At 38.1% G+C, this 15,773-nt stretch carries 19 protein-coding genes; 9 read left to right on the top strand and 10 right to left on the bottom strand.

All coding sequences use genetic code 11. The features are described from left to right. Positions 1-36 precede the first annotated feature (36 nt). Positions 37-981 carry a 3'-5' exoribonuclease YhaM gene (gene yhaM / locus F7732_RS17325; protein ID WP_151575324.1) on the top strand — a complete coding sequence of 315 codons (945 nt, stop codon included), beginning with the start codon at positions 37-39 and terminating at the stop codon, positions 979-981. 164 nt (positions 982-1,145) lie between these two features. Next, complete coding sequence (locus tag F7732_RS17320; protein WP_151575321.1) at positions 1,146-1,331, top strand: sporulation YhaL family protein; 186 nt, start codon at positions 1,146-1,148, stop codon at positions 1,329-1,331. 50 nt (positions 1,332-1,381) lie between these two features. On the opposite strand, the gene F7732_RS17315 is transcribed toward F7732_RS17320, so the two are convergent. Continuing rightward, on the bottom strand, positions 1,382-2,311 hold the full coding sequence (locus F7732_RS17315) for a peptidylprolyl isomerase (protein WP_151575319.1): 930 nt from the start codon (positions 2,309-2,311) through the stop codon (positions 1,382-1,384). Between the two features lie 423 nt (positions 2,312-2,734). Here F7732_RS17315 and F7732_RS17310 point away from each other — a divergent pair, with 423 nt between their 5' ends. After that, entirely contained in the window at positions 2,735-2,818 is an 84-nt protein-coding gene (locus F7732_RS17310) for a YjcZ family sporulation protein (RefSeq protein ID WP_139785739.1), read from the top strand. Between the two features lie 58 nt (positions 2,819-2,876). Next, positions 2,877-2,972: a YjcZ family sporulation protein gene (locus F7732_RS17305; RefSeq protein ID WP_151575317.1), complete on the top strand. Its 96-nt coding sequence runs from the start codon at positions 2,877-2,879 to the stop codon at positions 2,970-2,972. A gap of 212 nt (positions 2,973-3,184) precedes the next feature. Here the strand turns inward: F7732_RS17305 and F7732_RS17300 are convergent, their stop codons facing one another. The 4 genes from F7732_RS17300 to F7732_RS17285 all read right to left on the bottom strand — a co-directional run bounded on the left by F7732_RS17300 (position 3,185) and on the right by F7732_RS17285 (position 6,008). Continuing rightward, positions 3,185-3,364, bottom strand: a complete 180-nt coding sequence (locus F7732_RS17300) for a hypothetical protein (protein ID WP_066447810.1) — start codon at positions 3,362-3,364, stop codon at positions 3,185-3,187. A gap of 219 nt (positions 3,365-3,583) precedes the next feature. After that, on the bottom strand, positions 3,584-4,132 hold the full coding sequence (locus F7732_RS17295; RefSeq protein WP_151575315.1) for a DUF3267 domain-containing protein: 549 nt from the start codon (positions 4,130-4,132) through the stop codon (positions 3,584-3,586). Between the two features lie 312 nt (positions 4,133-4,444). Next, positions 4,445-5,020 carry an HTH-type transcriptional regulator Hpr gene (locus F7732_RS17290; protein ID WP_151575313.1) on the bottom strand — a complete coding sequence of 192 codons (576 nt, stop codon included), beginning with the start codon at positions 5,018-5,020 and terminating at the stop codon, positions 4,445-4,447. A 619-nt stretch (positions 5,021-5,639) separates the two neighbouring features. Continuing rightward, complete coding sequence (locus tag F7732_RS17285) at positions 5,640-6,008, bottom strand: YtxH domain-containing protein (RefSeq protein ID WP_151575311.1); 369 nt, start codon at positions 6,006-6,008, stop codon at positions 5,640-5,642. 179 nt (positions 6,009-6,187) lie between these two features. Here F7732_RS17285 and yhzF point away from each other — a divergent pair, with 179 nt between their 5' ends. After that, the gene (gene yhzF, locus F7732_RS17280) at positions 6,188-6,367 is read left to right on the top strand and encodes a membrane protein YhzF (RefSeq protein ID WP_151575309.1); all 180 of its coding nucleotides are present in this window, start codon (positions 6,188-6,190) and stop codon (positions 6,365-6,367) included. An 85-nt stretch (positions 6,368-6,452) separates the two neighbouring features. Here the strand turns inward: yhzF and F7732_RS17275 are convergent, their stop codons facing one another. Then, the gene (locus F7732_RS17275; protein ID WP_192913047.1) at positions 6,453-7,070 is read right to left on the bottom strand and encodes a LysE/ArgO family amino acid transporter; all 618 of its coding nucleotides are present in this window, start codon (positions 7,068-7,070) and stop codon (positions 6,453-6,455) included. Between the two features lie 128 nt (positions 7,071-7,198). On the opposite strand from F7732_RS17275, the gene pdxR reads away from it, so the two are divergent. Then, a complete protein-coding gene (gene pdxR, locus F7732_RS17270) occupies positions 7,199-8,653 on the top strand; it encodes a MocR-like pyridoxine biosynthesis transcription factor PdxR (RefSeq protein WP_151575307.1) in 1,455 nt (484 codons plus the stop codon). Between the two features lie 89 nt (positions 8,654-8,742). Here pdxR and F7732_RS17265 read toward each other — a convergent pair whose 3' ends face one another. The 3 genes from F7732_RS17265 to F7732_RS17255 form a co-directional block, all read right to left on the bottom strand. After that, positions 8,743-9,264, bottom strand: a complete 522-nt coding sequence (locus F7732_RS17265) for a tryptophan transporter (RefSeq protein WP_151575305.1) — start codon at positions 9,262-9,264, stop codon at positions 8,743-8,745. A 133-nt stretch (positions 9,265-9,397) separates the two neighbouring features. Beyond that, positions 9,398-10,480, bottom strand: coding sequence for a 3-phosphoserine/phosphohydroxythreonine transaminase (gene serC / locus F7732_RS17260; protein ID WP_151575303.1), 1,083 nt, complete (start codon positions 10,478-10,480; stop codon positions 9,398-9,400). Between the two features lie 157 nt (positions 10,481-10,637). After that, positions 10,638-11,057 (bottom strand): HIT family protein, encoded by a 420-nt coding sequence (locus F7732_RS17255; protein WP_151575301.1) that lies wholly within the window; start codon positions 11,055-11,057, stop codon positions 10,638-10,640. 782 nt (positions 11,058-11,839) lie between these two features. On the opposite strand from F7732_RS17255, the gene F7732_RS17250 reads away from it, so the two are divergent. The 3 genes from F7732_RS17250 (at position 11,840) to F7732_RS17240 (ending at position 14,578) form a co-directional block, all read left to right on the top strand. Next, complete coding sequence (locus tag F7732_RS17250; RefSeq protein ID WP_151575299.1) at positions 11,840-12,580, top strand: ABC transporter ATP-binding protein; 741 nt, start codon at positions 11,840-11,842, stop codon at positions 12,578-12,580. Continuing rightward, positions 12,573-13,790, top strand: coding sequence for an ABC transporter permease (locus F7732_RS17245; RefSeq protein ID WP_151575297.1), 1,218 nt, complete (start codon positions 12,573-12,575; stop codon positions 13,788-13,790). The genes F7732_RS17250 and F7732_RS17245 overlap by 8 nt, the downstream gene beginning before the upstream one ends. A 62-nt stretch (positions 13,791-13,852) precedes the next feature. Further along, entirely contained in the window at positions 13,853-14,578 is a 726-nt protein-coding gene (locus F7732_RS17240) for an EcsC family protein (RefSeq protein WP_151575295.1), read from the top strand. Positions 14,579-14,608: 30 nt separating this feature from the next. Here F7732_RS17240 and F7732_RS17235 read toward each other — a convergent pair whose 3' ends face one another. After that, positions 14,609-15,769 (bottom strand): M20 family metallopeptidase, encoded by a 1,161-nt coding sequence (locus F7732_RS17235; protein WP_192913049.1) that lies wholly within the window; start codon positions 15,767-15,769, stop codon positions 14,609-14,611. Positions 15,770-15,773: the final 4 nt, after the last annotated feature.

The following is a 15,773-nucleotide window of genomic DNA, read 5'->3' as shown; positions in this document are numbered from 1 at the left end:
TATACTATTTTCATAGAAGGGAGCGTCGGTGCACGTATGAGCAAAGGAATTGTATATTACGAAGTTGGAGAACAAATAGAAGTTTTTCTGCTGATCAAAAACGCAACAAAAGGGATTGCCAGCAACGGCAAGCCGTTTTTAACCTTAATTTTTCAGGATCAGAGCGGAGAGATCGAAGCGAAGCTCTGGGATGTATCAGATGAAGATGAAAAAAGCTACAGTCCTGAAACGATTGTAAAAGTAGCTGGTGATATTTTAAATTACCGTGGACGTAATCAGCTTCGTATTCGCCAAATTAGACCAGCGTCTCCTACAGATCCAGTAAAACTAGCAGATTTTCTTGAAACTGCGCCAGTAAGTACAGATGAAATGATGAGTAAAATCACTCAATATATATTTGAAATGAAAAACCCGAATGTGCAAAGAATAACCAGACATTTGCTGAAGAAACATCAAAAAGCGTTTCTGGAATTTCCGGCTGCAACAAAGAATCATCATGAATTTGTATCCGGCCTTGCCTATCATGTGGTATCTATGCTTGACTTGGCAAAATCGATCGCGGGACTCTACCCTAGTCTTGATAAAGATCTTTTATATGCAGGTGTGATTCTGCATGATTTAGGTAAGGTTACGGAGCTATCCGGTCCTATATCAACTGTGTATACCGTTGAAGGTAACTTGCTTGGACATATCACAATTATGGTGAATGAAATTGGCAAGGCAGCGGAGGAACTTTCTATTAGCGGTGAAGAAGTTATGGTTCTTCAGCATCTCGTTCTGTCCCATCATGGAAAGGCAGAGTGGGGGAGCCCGAAACCGCCAATGATTAAAGAAGCTGAAATTCTTCATTATATTGATAATTTAGACGCAAAAATGAATATGCTAGACCGTGCGCTTGATCGCACAAAGCCTGGTGAATTTACAGAACGAGTTTTTGCACTCGATAATCGATCCTTTTATAAGCCAACCTTTCATAAATAAAACAATGAAAAGACCAAGACTTTTGATATCTTGGTCTTTTTCTATTCAAAAAAATTGGAGTTCTACATTGTCACGAAGTCTACATAAAAATAGCATAAATCTATGAAAACTGCATAAAGTTTTAATAGGTAATAGGACAAACTAAGAAGAGATGGGGGATTAACTTGATTCCAGTATGGGTGTATTTTATTGCGGCAGGAATCGTTTTTTGTGCAATTATGGCGATTAAAACAGGCAGGGATGAAAGACGTGAGGAAAATGAAATGATTGAGCGTGAAGGCGAAGTATATATGCAGCGGCTAGAGGAGAAGAAAGACGAGAAGAAGGCAGGCGAACGCTCCTTTGGATGAGAATGGCTAAAGTATAAAAAAACGGGTCCCTTTCAGGAGCCCGTTTTTCTTTATTCTGTTTCAGTTTCTGATTCTTCAGTGCTTTCTTCTTCAGTGTTCTCTGTGCCAGCATCTTCACCTGCTGCAGAGCTGTCACTGATGATGCTTTTCAAATCTTCATCCTTAACATCTACATTTGCATCTTTCAGTTCTCTGTCCAATGCTGCTTGTATAATCGTTGGATCCTGCTGCAGCTTAGCTACTTTAAGATCATGTTCCATATCTTCTTTCATTTCATCAAAAGACTTTTTCTCTTCTTTTTCAGTCACTTGGATAACATGAAAGCCGTGCTGAGACTGAACAGGCTCACTGATTTCATCCACATCAAGTGCATATGCTGCTTCTTCGAATTCTGCAACCATTTGACCTTGTCCAAACCAGCCTAAGTCACCGCCATTTGCAGCAGAACCAGGGTCTTTGGAATATTCAGTAGCTAATTCTTCAAAGTTTCCGCCATCATCAAGCTTCTGTTTCACTTCGTTAGCTGTTTCTTCATCCTCTACAAGGATATGACGAGCCTTAATGCGAGGCTGATAATTATCATAGTATTCTTGAACTTCTTCTTCAGACACTTCTACATCTTTAACTGCAGCTTTTTCCTGCAATAAAGTTGCACGCAGTGTTTCTCTAAGCTGATCTTCATCTTCATAACCGTATTGCTGCAATGCTAGCTCAAAATTTGCACCAAGCTGCTGCTTTAATTCATCCATCTGTTCATTTAACTCTTCATCCGTAACTTCATAGTTTTCGGATAAAACTTTTTCGTATACAAGCTCTCGAAGTGTCTGCTCACCATATTTTTCCTTCATCGCTTCGTATAGCTCGTCCTTCGTTATATCGCCATTTCCTGTTTCAACAACAGCGTCAGAGCCTCCATTGCTACAAGCACTTAATCCTAAAACTCCGGCAGCAAGGGAGAAGGAAATAACCCATTTTTTCATGTTGAACACTCCTAATCGTTAATTTCAATTGGCTGCTTTCAAAACGCAGTTGTTCATAAGGTGACGGTTTCTTCCACACGAATCTAATGAATGGCCGACTTTACAGATGACAAAAGCTTATATTCTTTGCCTTGCATTCAACTTATTAAAAACAACAACATTTAGAAAAAGCCTATTTTTGTACACATCCATTACTATACCATAATGTATTTAATAAAAAAAATAAAACTACATAGTCAATTTAAAAAATTGGGTATTTGCCCATCCCGAAATTTGATTTGCTACATATGATACATAGAAACTGCGATAAGCGGTTTTGAAAAACAGCCAGGAAAGAAATTTCAGATTCCTGGTGAATATGCCTACTCGAAAACAGAAGGCTTTGAATAGTATATGGTAGCAACCTATGAGGGAGGTGTTATCATGGGCGGTGCATACGGCAGCGGATTCGCTTTAATCGTTGTGTTGTTCATCTTATTGATCATCGTTGGTGCAGCATGGCTTTAATTTAAAAAGACATTGGGTTCTCTGAACCCTTTGTCCCAACGAGAAAGGAGGAATTTGAATGTCTGGTGCAAACGGATATGGTTATGGTGGAGGTTTCGCGTTAATCGTAGTTCTTTTCATTCTGTTAATTATCATCGGAGCTTCTTGGCTGTAATTTAGAAGACCGTACCTTGTAAATGAAGGATACTTTCTTATATAAGGAATGCTGATGGTACTAAATCAGTATGAGTATCTCCCGGCTTTACCCGGGAAAATGTGAAGGACGCCATAAAGCGTCCTTTGCATATGCAATTCATATTTTTATATCATTTATAAAAAATGAAACAAAAATAACCAAGCTGTGAATTACAGCCTGGTTATTTGGCATTACGTAAATGAAATTTCTACAAAAGAAGAAATAAGAAGAATCGTGATCAGAACATTAATTGTCCTATAAACCTTTGGCTGGCGTTCTTCAGGTATTTCCTTTTGCAGACAAAGGGAATATGTCATTTTGTTAATATAGAATAAAATAAATATAGCAAACACAATAAAAATGGAGATCAACGAAGATTCCCTCCCCATCGGCGAAGTTTTCTTACTTAATTACAATAACAAAATTTAAATAAAAAAGATAGTATTTAAGATTGTAACAGGATTTTCTTTTCTAATTAAATTAGCTTATGAAAAAAAGACATCCATTATGAGATGTCTTTTAAAGAATAACTGAATGAAGCAGAATCTGTCAAAAATTTAGTTTGATAAAGGAGTACCATGTCCCCAGTATTAACCTTCTCTTTGCAATAATATTTCAAAACCATCTTCATTTTCTTCTATAAAGGACTGAGCAGGAGCTTTCATGACATCTTTCATGATAATCATGTCAAAAAAACAAATCCCTGTATGATAAGCTATTAAAATAACAAAATAGTGAACATAATGAGGGAAAAGAAAACATCCAGCAGCCAGCAGCGTATTAATCACAATAAAAGGTGTGCAAAGGGCAATTAAAAAGGTAAAACGCGTAATTGGTTCCGTTACAATAAAGTGCAGAATCGGCATAATGCCAAATCTTATTTCTGCAGTTTTTTTCACCTTTTTCCCACAAGGTATTAATGGAATAAAGTGAAGAATCTTATGAAGCGGATAAAGAATCCACATTCCTGCCACAAACCAAACAAAATAATTATCATAAAAGTAGTTCGGAACAAAAAGATAAGTAGCTGGTACATACACTATTATAAAAGTAAGTAGCATTGTTAAGGAAGACAATATAAAAAGCCGCTCGGGTCTATATTGTTTAGTGAAATTAATCGTCTTCCAGCAGTTCATCATGTTAGACCTCCAAAGGGAGAAAGTATTAGTTAAATCCAAAACTTACTAAGATACTTTACGATGAATAACATGAAAAATCAATAGGTATTTTTATGGTTAATATTAGAAAAAATGAGAAGTGTTTTTGTAGTCATCTTGATGAATTATTATGTAGATTATTCTGGGGATATGCAAAGGAATTTTTTAAAGTAAACAAATAACATGGAGATTAAGGAAGGAAGATTTAAATGGTCCAGCTGCTGTTTGATTATGCAACAGCTGGACAGAATAAAATTTTTACAGAAGTGAAGGGAAGTCAAAGCGTTGTTTGTATCAGACGAGTTCTTTTTCTGATTTATCCTTTTTTTCGATGATTCCGTTGTTATCTGTAAATTCATTTTCAATATTCTCAAATGATTTTTCAAAGATCTCCATAAAATCATCGCCATAAATATTTCGAACAATTGTCATTACCTCGATCACATCTGGGAACTTTCCATATAATTCTCTCAATGGGGAGGCTCCTGAAAACACGGAGTTCTCTTCAGGATTATAGGACTCCATCATACTTAGTAAAACATTTTCACCTTCCTGAGTAAGTTCAATATACGTATTTCTTTTATCATTTTCCTTTTTTGAAAATCGTAAATAGCCTCGTTCCTCTAACTTCTTTGAAAAGTTAAACGCGGTAGAAACATGCATGACGCCAAATTTTGCAACATCAGAGATAGAGGCTCCATTCAGATGGTAGGAAATCCATAAAATATGGTGCTCATTAATATTAAGATCATACGGTTTAATCCAATTCTGCCAATCTTTCTCAACGGCTTTCCATAAGGCTTTACTTAACTGAGCTATTCTCTGACTGAAAAGTAATGCCTCTTTCATTGTATATTCTTTATTCGACATACACTTATTCACCTGCTTTATAAGGAAATTAAGATTTCGATTTTTTGATTTTAAGGGCTGAGCAAGCCGTTTCCACATTTCAAGAAGTCCAGTTCCTGGCGCTAGGGGCTCGAGGTCTTAAGCCAATCCGTCCAGAAGGTTAAAATGCAACCTTCCAGCCGTCTTGTCTTAAGCTTGTCGCCCCTGAGCGAGCGCCTTCCACATTTCAAGAAGTCCAGTTCCAACGGCTAGCCCCTCGAGGTCATAAGTCAATTCATCCAGAAGGTTAAAGAACAACCTTCTAAATGACTTGCCTTATGCTTGTCGGGGATGAGCAAGCCGTTTCCACATTTCATATTATCATTATGCCAATAAAACAAAAATTAATAAAGGTATTAATTTGCGAAATTTTTAGAAATTATTTCTTAGGAAGTTGCTTGTTATGTGTTTTAATCGATTTACAGAACAAAAGAACGAAATTGTATACGCTTTACTATTTATAAAACCATTTTTATAATATATTAGTTTTCGTTCTGAAGGAGGCAAAATCCTTCTTTTCTAATGTATAAAACTTAAAAATATAATAAAGCAATAAAAAGCATCTTTCCAAAGAAATTTATTTCTTGGAAAGATGCTGATCTTACCTGGAATTTTTCCCTTGATTTAGTGTGGTCTCTAATTCTTGAATAGCTGTTTCAATCTCCTGGATTTCTCGTTTTAAGTTCTGTTCATGTGGACGAATTTCGTTTTTCCAGTCGTTAATCGAACCTTTCAGATCCTTTGACAGTTCAGCAAAAGCATTTTTTCCTTCTGTTGTAACTGTTGTGGTTGCCCGTTTTATATCAAGAAGCTGTTCTTTTAAATAATCTAATCGGTGTTTAACAATATTTCCGTTCGTATGAATAACGGTTCTAGTTTCTTTTCCGGAAGCAGGTGCTGTTAAAAGGGCAGAAATGCCAGCAGCTGTTCCTCCAGCAATCAAACCTAATAGAAATGATTTAGCCTTCATCATGATAACCTCCCCAGATAAAACGTTTTCATAGTTTTATCTTACACAAATTTTTACGATCAATAAACACCTTTTTATGTATTTAACACAATATTGCCTTCTATAAACGTTTTTGTGTTTCATAAGAGAGCGGAGGCAGGCATATATTGGTACAAGGCTAAGAAGGAGTGGTGGCAAAGATGACAGGTATTTTACTTATTTTAGGCTTTACCATGCTGGCTGGTGCAGGTTATTGTTTTCTTTTAATCAAAAAGCCAGGCATGTATCCCCCGAAATATTTGTTGAAAAAAAGAGCAGCCACCCTTGGAGCAGGGGGAGGCGTGCTCCTATTATTAGGGATCGTCACACTCTATTTTTAGGAACAGCATGGAATTTAAGCTAACTTCCTGCTGGCAGAAAGGTGAAGCTGCCAAAAATAATTTAATCGCTACATGAGCTCCTAGCTTATCCGCTAAAAGCTTTCACAGCAAGATAAATGGCAATTCCCCAGATGATAAAGGCTGATACTTGATTAAACCTTTTGACCAAGCTGCCGGTTGCATCAACCTTCCCCAAAATTCTTCCCGCTATGGCCAGACCGAAAAACCAAATCCAAGAGATGCCTATACAGGAAAATGTAAAAACAACTAGCTCATACCCTTTATAAGCTAATGAATTTGGACCGATTACTCCTATAATATCAATAATGGCATGAGGATTGAGTAACGAAACGGAAGCTGCGAATGTGATTTGCATTTTAGGTGTAAAATGAGCTTCTACATTTTGGTCGTCGGCTGCTGAATCACTTTTTAGTATTGTCCACCCCATATAAACTAGAAATATAAATCCTATAACATAAATGAGAGTGGTTAGCCATTCAAATTGGAAAATGATTAAAGATACTCCAGTGACTGCTAAAAGAATTAATAGAGTATCACAAAGTGCTGCTGTTACAATGGCAGGTATACTGCGGGCGAAATTTTTATGGATGGCTCCTTGGTTAAATATAAAGACGTTTTGAACGCCAAGCGGTAAAATTAGGCCGAATGCCAGTGCGGTTCCATGAATAAAAGCTTCAATCATTATGATGTCCTCCTAAATACTGATAGGATTATTCTAATGAAAGATCTATGAAATGTATCCATCCAATTGGTTGGGAATTGTACCAACCAATACGGTATAATAGAGAGAAAAAAAGGAGTATTTATCATATGCATCAACCGGATTGGAAGCCAAATCGTTCATCTCAAAATCCCTTGCATCTGCAAATATACGAATATTTAAAACAGAAAATTTTAAATGGAGAATGGACAGTTGGAGCTAAAATACCACCGCAAAGGATACTCGCACAACAACTCAATGTGAATCGCAGTACGGTGGTGACAGCACTGGAGGATTTAGCTGCAGATGGGTTTATCAGCTCAAAGGTTGGTTATGGGACATTTGTTGCGAACAATACCTGGAGCATTATATCTTCAGGTGCAGCACCAGATTGGAAAACATATGTTGAATCAGGTGTGCACGAATCAAATCAGTCTATTATTCAGGAAATTAATAGATCTGAGTTTAGACCGGATATCATTCGTCTCGGAACAGGTGAACTTTCTCCAAAATTTTTGCCAACAGAAAAAATGAAAGGCATTTTTCAGCAGAATACGGCTCAAGAGCTATCTCTCAGCTACACTGAGCCAAAAGGAAGTTATTCATTACGAACAGCTATATGTGATTACTTAAAAAGAAAAGGGATCGAAACAAGTCCTTCCTCTGTATTAATCGTTTCAGGAGGGCTGCAGGCACTTCAATTGATTTCTCTGGGCTTGTTACAAAAAGGATCGGTCGTTTTTCATGAATCTCCTTCCTACGTGACTTCTATTCATGTTTTTCAGTCTGCGGGAATGAATTTGTTTGGTGTGCCTATGGGGGAAGAGGGACTAAAAACTGAGCTATTACCGAAAATAAAACGACAGCATCATGCAGCCTTGCTTTATACCATTCCTTCGTTCCATAATCCTACCGGTCATACAATGCCAGAGCAAAGAAGGAAAGAACTGCTTCAGGTCTGCAGCCATGAAAGACTGCCTATCCTTGAAGATGATGTTTATGGAGATTTATGGTTTGAGGAACCGCCGCCTGAACCTTTAAAAGCAAATGATCGGCAAGGACTTGTTTTATATATGGGCAGCCTCTCAAAAACATTAGGTCCAGGCTTAAGAATAGGCTGGCTCGTTGGTCCGGAGCAAGTAATTGACCGTTTGGCGGACATTAAGATGCAAACGGACTATGGATCAAGTACACTGTCACAATTTGCTGCTGCACACTGGCTTCAAAGCGGTTTGTATGATGAGCATATCTTTCAGCTGAGGAAAAAATTAATGTTCCAGAGAGATACAGCACTTCAAATTCTTGAAAAGTATTATAGAGGAATTGCGACATGGAAAACGCCTGCAGGTGGATTTTATATTTGGCTGAAACTACAAGAAGCAATATCAATGGATAAATTATTTAAAAGAGCGTTAAAAGCAGGGATTCTCATTAATCCAGGCAATATATATGACCATAAAGATTCTTCACATATCCGAATATCGTATTCATATGCAGAGCCTGCACAGCTTGAGAAGGGCTTAATAAGACTGGCTGAAATCATCGGTGAAATGAGTAGTCGCTGAACTTGAATGAAAGAGGACACAGCTGCACTTATTTAAAAATATCCATATAAAAAGGTCCAAATCAGTTGATTTGGACCTGGAGTTTGTGGTTAGTTGCTTGCAGGTATTAACTTTGTCCGCTTCCCGATTGTTTGTGCAACCGGATAAAGCACGACCATCAGCACTGTGTTGATTGCTATTGCAGGCAGTACAGTCCCGGTAAACAAGATAGCAAATGCACCAGGCAAGCCGACTAGCAGATAGGCTGCTGTTAAGAAAATAACTCCTGAAATCAGCGTGCCAGCTGCTGTTAATATTGCAACAGATAAGGTAGGTTTATTGAATTTTTTAATGATTAAGTAGATACCGAAAAATAAAAAGGCTGTAATCGGTTTATCGATCATATTTGGGATCTGCCCTAATGGAAATGATGTAGTTAAAGCAGAAATTACCCCAGTGGCAATGCCTAATAATAAAACGCTTCTTACATCAGGGAATAATAAAATTCCAAGAAACATCATGGTTAACATCATATCAGGTTTCATGCCAAATACAAATCCAGGTACAACTGTGTGCAAAACGGCACCCATTCCAACGAGTAGCGCCAATGCTACAAGATTCTTACTATTCATTTCTAATCTCTCCTCTGCTCTGCTGTTCTCTTTTTTGTTCTTTGTCTCTCCTGCAGTGCACTCTTTGCCTGCAGCGAAAAACTTTCACTCATTATACCACAGAATGATTTTTGTCAGCATGTTTTTTTGCTTTTTAAGAATTTTGCTTAAAGCTTTTCATAAATTGAGCAAGCTTATATACATGATCTTCAGGTACTGCATTGTAAATAGAGGCGCGGCAGCCACCAATTGATCTATGGCCATTTAGCCCAATAAAACCTGCATCAGATGCCGATTGTAAAAATAAAGCTTCTTTCTCTTTATCAGCTAGATTAAAGGTAACATTCATCAATGAACGGCTGTTTTTTTCTGCATGTCCTAAATAGAAACCGTCACTTTCGTCTATGGCATCATATAAATATTTCGCTTTGTTTTCATTTGTTTTTTCAATGATTTGCAGTCCTCCTTTTTCCTCTGCCCATTCCAGAACAAGAGACAGCAGGTAGATCGCAAGAGTAGGTGGTGTATTATATAAAGAACTGTTATTAGCATAGGTTTTATATTGAAGCATAGTCGGCAAGTGATCATTATCCTGTAAAATGAGATCTTTATGAATAATCACAACTGTTACTCCAGATGGTCCAAGATTCTTTTGTGCGCCAGCATAGATCATCCCAAACTGACGAATGTCAATTTGCTTGCTTAAAATATCACTGGACATGTCAGCGATTAAGGGCATAGGCAGCTGTGTAGGAAAAGTATGCCATTGTGTGCCGTAAATAGTGTTATTGCTCGTAATATGCAAATAGGCTGCATTCTCAGTTGTGTTGATATCTGATAGTTGCGGGATTGAACGATAGGAGTTTTTTTTAGTGGAAGCTATTGGAGCGGTGATGCCGATTTTTTGAGCTTCCTTTAACGCTTTTTCAGACCATGATCCTGTTAAAACATAATTTCCTGAAGTGTTCTCATGTAAGAAGTTCATGGGGATCATTGAAAATTGGAGACTTGCACCGCCTTGAATAAATAAAACTTCATAGTCATTTGGAATGGAAAGCAGCTTTCTCAGTCCTTGTATGGCGTTCTCGTGAATTTGTTCATATTCTTTGCTTCTATGGCTTAATTCCATGACAGCCATGCCGGTATCAGCTATGTTAAGCCAATTCTTTTCGGCTTTTTGCAAGACTTCTGCTGGCATTGCAGCTGGGCCAGCATTAAAGTTTAGCGCTCGCTTCATTTCAATAACCTCCGTTATGCTGTAATACGATCTTACTGTAAAGAGCTAAAGATACATATATGTTAACAGACTTTGTGGATTTGTACAGAGGCTAAACGAGAATATTTAGAAAAATTAAAAAGAAAAAACGCCTCTCTAAATGAGAAGCATTTTTTCTTTATAATTGGTCTTTAATAGAAGAGGCAATCTCCTGCAAATCTGCTGGCGTGTAAGCTGATTGATTGGATTTCCATACGACACCCATTCCATCTCCTTGACCATAACGGGGGATGAGGTGCATATGATAATGGAATACAGATTGTCCAGCAGCTTCTCCGTTATTATTCAGCAGGTTTAATCCAATGGGATTATAGGCAGCTTTAATGGCACGGGTAATTTCTGGAATTGCCTTAAAGTAATTGGCGGCTGTTTCCTCATCTAATTCATAAACATTTTCGCTATGTACCTTTGGGATCACAAGTGTATGTCCCTTTGTTACCTGACTGATATCTAAAAATGCCAAACAATGCTCATTTTCAAACACCTTAGCAGCTGGAATATCTCCATTAACAATGCTGCAGAAAATACAATTACTCATTTAAACAGCTCCAATCAAATTTTTATGTTGTTTGAATTTTATCATATAATGGATGAAAATTCGATGCGATGGGAGTCAAATTCGGGGTGCTAGAAATTCGACACGTCACAGTGACGCCCCGAAACGACACGAAACGCCCCGAAACACCACGAAATTTGTCGATCATTAGAACACAGGAAAGGCAGGATCCCGCTTGGGAATCCTGCCTCGTGAAGGAGAAACTTCTGAATACTGTTCTAAAACGGGAAGTACTCTTTAACAAACACCTCATTTGTTAATGAATTGTGTTTACAATAGAGACATTCGATCTTTGTTCAAGCTAACCATCCCCTATTTGTCTTTATATGTTTCACAACTTATAAAGAAAGTGATGTTAGTCTTTGATAAACACCTCATTTTAAAGTAAATGATGGAAGGCAATATACGGTTGATACGGCCTTAGTGTTTAAGATCTGCGGTTTTCATTACTTTCGTGCAATGCAACCATCCCCTTATCTTAGGAACGTTTCAGGTTAAATCACGTTTATTGAAAGATTGCTGTCTGCGACAAGCACCTCATTTCAAATTTTGAATATCGGTTAGATGTTCAATTAATGATTTGTTTCCCCTTCAAGAATTAGAATGCCCGCATAAGTAGCTTATATACATTTTTTTTTGGAGAAAAAATTCTTTAAATAGAGAACTGTTTATATCAAGCAATGTTTGCGAAAAATGACGACACTGGACAATGCACTCACCCTTTTTTACAATGAAATCATGATATATAGAGAGGACGTTTTAAGATGGCTCTATTGGAGATAAAGAATGTCACAGGCGGCTACACAAGAAATCCTGTATTAAAAGATGTGAGTTTTGACGTAAAAGCAAATGAAATTGTTGGTTTAATTGGACTAAATGGGGCAGGTAAAAGTACTACCATCAAACATGTGATTGGTTTAATGGAGCCTCATAAGGGGGAAATTTCGATTGCTGGAAAATCTTTCCTTGAAAATAAGGAAGAGTATCGGAAACAATTCACGTTTGTTCCAGAAACTCCGATCTTATATGATGAATTGACCTTAGACGAGCACCTTCAGATGACAGCGATGGCATATGGAATCAGCAGTGAGGATTTTAAAGAAAGAAAAGGAAAGCTGTTAAAAGAATTCCGGATGGAAAAGCGCTTAAAATGGTTTCCTGCTCACTTTTCAAAAGGGATGAAGCAGAAGGTCATGATTATGTGTGCATTCTTGGTGCAGCCATCCCTTTATATTGTAGATGAACCTTTTGTTGGTTTAGATCCGCTTGGGATTCAATCTCTGCTTGATTTAATGAAAAAAATGAAGGAAGAGGGAGCAGGCATTTTAATGTCAACTCATATTCTTGCTACCGCTGAACGGTATTGCGATCGTTTTGTGATTTTACATGAAGGAAAGGTAAGGGCGAAGGGGACATTACAGGAGCTTCAGCAGCAATTTAATATGCCGGATGCGACTCTTGATGATCTATATATACAGCTCACAAAGGAAGAAGATTATGTTTAATGAGAATATACTATGGAAAGAAAGACTGGCGCGCACCAGCAAAGAGCTAAGTTCTTATCTGCGGTACATATTTAACGGCCATCTAGTGATCGTGCTCGTTTTTCTCCTTGGAACTGGAGCTTATTATTATCAAGGCTGGGTAAAAGAGATGCCGCTTGATTATCCTGTCCCAGCCATCATGGCTGTATTTTTGGGAATATTGCTTACATATAGCCCGATTTTTACGTTTTTAACGGAGGCTGATCGAATTTTTCTTTTGCCGCTTGAAACAAAATTACACGGGTATTTCCGAAAATCCTTAATGATCAGTTTTTTTCTTCAGGCATATTTACTTCTGATGCTGCTGGCATTGTTTATGCCGATGTATGCAAAGGTGAATGGAGGAAGCTTTCAGGGCTTCTTCCCCTTATTAGCCGTTTTGCTTTTAGTAAAATGGCTGAATCTGGAGATCCGCTGGAGAATTCAGTATTACACAGAGCAAAATGTGCTGAGATCTGATTCTGCCGTAAGGTTTGCTGTTAATGTCGGCTTTTTGTACTTGCTTTTTTCTAGTGCTTCTTATTTATATATCGTTCCTGTTGGCTTGCTCTTCGTTTTGCTGCTCATCTTTTTTAATGGCAAAATCAAAACGAAAGGTTTGAAATGGGAATATTTAATTGAACAAGAAGAACGAAGAATGACAGCATTCTATCGGATTGCCAATATGTTTACAGATGTTCCAAAATTAAAAAATGCAGTCAAAAGAAGAAAGTGGCTGGACCCTCTGTACTCAGGTGTTCCCTATTTACAGGAAAAAATATATGCTCATTTGTATATTCGGACATTTTCAAGATCAGGTGATTATTTAGGGCTATTTGTTCGTTTAACGCTTATTGGTGCAGCTGTTATTTATTTTATTTCATATGGGTATGGTCAAATTCTGCTGGCGATCCTATTCATGTATTTAACGGCCTTTCAGCTTCTTCCACTGTTCTATCACCATGAAAACAAATTATGGGTGAAACTATATCCAACTGGGGATGCAAATAAGGAAACATCTTTTAAACAATTGATGGGAAGTATTCTTTCATTGCAGGCGTTTCTATTGGCATTGACAGTCCTATTAAAAGGAGAGTTTACAACTGCTATCTTAACACTGACAGCTGGTCTCCTTTTTTCTTATCTTTATGTTTTTCTCTATATGCCGAAGCGATTGCAGACGAAGGATTAAAAAAAGGAAACATTTTTCGTTATTGTCTCGTATAAAATAGCAAGACGAAAGGAATGTTTTCTATGAATGAATATGAACTGCAGGTATATGAAGAGATTGTTGAGTGGAAAAGAGGTTTGCTAAAGCGCTCAAGTCTGATCAGCCGATTATCGAAAAAAGCTCAAACAAGAGTTAATTCGTTAATTCCTGAGAAAGCGCACGAAGTGATTACCAGCAGCATTAAGCAAATGGTCAAAGCAACATTAACTGGTTCTGACTTTACAACGAAACGTTCTCAGTCAACTGGTTTAAGTCTAAAGGAACGTGACGCCGTATTCGCAGAGAAAATGACCTTTTATAGAAGAACAGCAACAGTGGAGGGGGCAGGAACTGGTGCGGGAGGAATTCTTTTAGGACTTGCTGATTTTCCGCTTCTGCTCTCGATTAAAATGAAACTGTTGTTTGAGGCAGCATCTATTTATGGTTATGACACATCCAAGTATGAAGAACGGCTCTTTATTCTTCATATATTCCAGCTGGCTTTTTCAAGTGATGAAAAAAGAAGGCAGGTGCTGCCGATCATTGAAAATTGGGATCAGTATAAAGGCGAACTGCAGGATATGGATTGGCGGGATTTCCAGCAGGAGTACCGCGATCACATTGATTTTGTGAAAATGCTGCAGCTTGTCCCTGGAGTAGGTGCTGCAATAGGAGCCTATGCAAATTATAATCTGCTGGATGCGTTAGGAATTACCGCAAAAAATGCCTACAGGTTAAGGTTAATAAAAAGCGTTCCTCCCGTTCAATAACGAGAGGAACGCTTTTTTATTTTATTGATCTTATACTTGAGCACTTTCCGTTTCCAAAGCATTTTCCTGGTTATGAACATTTAGGGCTGCACAGCCTAATGTTTTGGCCGCAATCAGCATGGACTTCTCATCGATATCAAACATAGGGTGGTGATGGGGGTAGTTTTCATTGCCATCTGGTTTTGCTCCAGTGAAGAAGAAGCTTCCTTTCACATGCTGCAAATAGTAGGCAAAATCTTCTCCGCCCATTTGCGGTTCTGTTTCCTCAACGGCTGTTACTTCTGCGATATTGCGTGCGCAATTAACAAGGTAATCTGTTTCTTCCTCATGATTCACGACAGCAGGATAGCCTCTTTCAAATTCATAGCTGTACGAGCTGTCGGAAGTATAGCAAATGCCTTTAACAATTCTTTCTATTTCTTGTTCAATTGAACTTCTCACTTCTTCATTAAAAGTTCTAACTGTTCCAGTCAGCTTTGCTTTGTCTGCGATGACATTAAACGCATTTTCGGCAACAAATGAGCCAACTGTTACAACGGCCGAGTCAATAGGGTTCACTTTACGGCTGACAATTTGCTGAAGCTGCCCAACGAGAGAAGAAGCAGTAACTATAGCATCTTTTGTGCGATGAGGCTGTGCACCATGGCCGCCTTTCCCTTGAATTGTTATTTCAAAGCGGTCAGCAGCTGCCATAATTGGCCCGACTCTGTATTGAATCTTTCCAACTGGTTCAGATGCCCACAAATGTGTTCCGAAAATAACATCAACACCATCCAGACAGCCATCCTCGATCATGGAAATTGCACCGCCTGGGGCATATTCCTCTGCATGCTGATGAATCATGACATATGTACCGTGCAAATCATTTTTCATTTCATGAAGCGCCTTAGCTAATACAAGTAAAGTTGCAGTATGGCCATCATGACCGCAAGCATGCATCACACCTGGTACAAGAGATTTGTAAGGTACATCCTTTTCATCTTGAATGGGAAGTGCATCAAAATCGGCACGCAAAGCAACTGTTTTGCCAGGCTTTTGTCCTTTAATGGTTGCAACCACACCATTGCCGCCGACATTAGCGCGCACATCAATGCCAAGGTTTTCATAATAGTTTTTAATATATAATGCTGTTTTCTCTTCTTTAAATGATAGTTCTGGATGCTGATGAAGATACCTGCGAATGGAAACCATCTCA

The sequence above is a fragment of the Bacillus mesophilum genome (genome assembly GCF_008923265.1).
Taxonomy (GTDB): domain Bacteria; phylum Bacillota; class Bacilli; order Bacillales; family Cytobacillaceae; genus Cytobacillus; species Cytobacillus mesophilum.
This window is presented reverse-complemented; position numbering and strand designations above follow the sequence as displayed.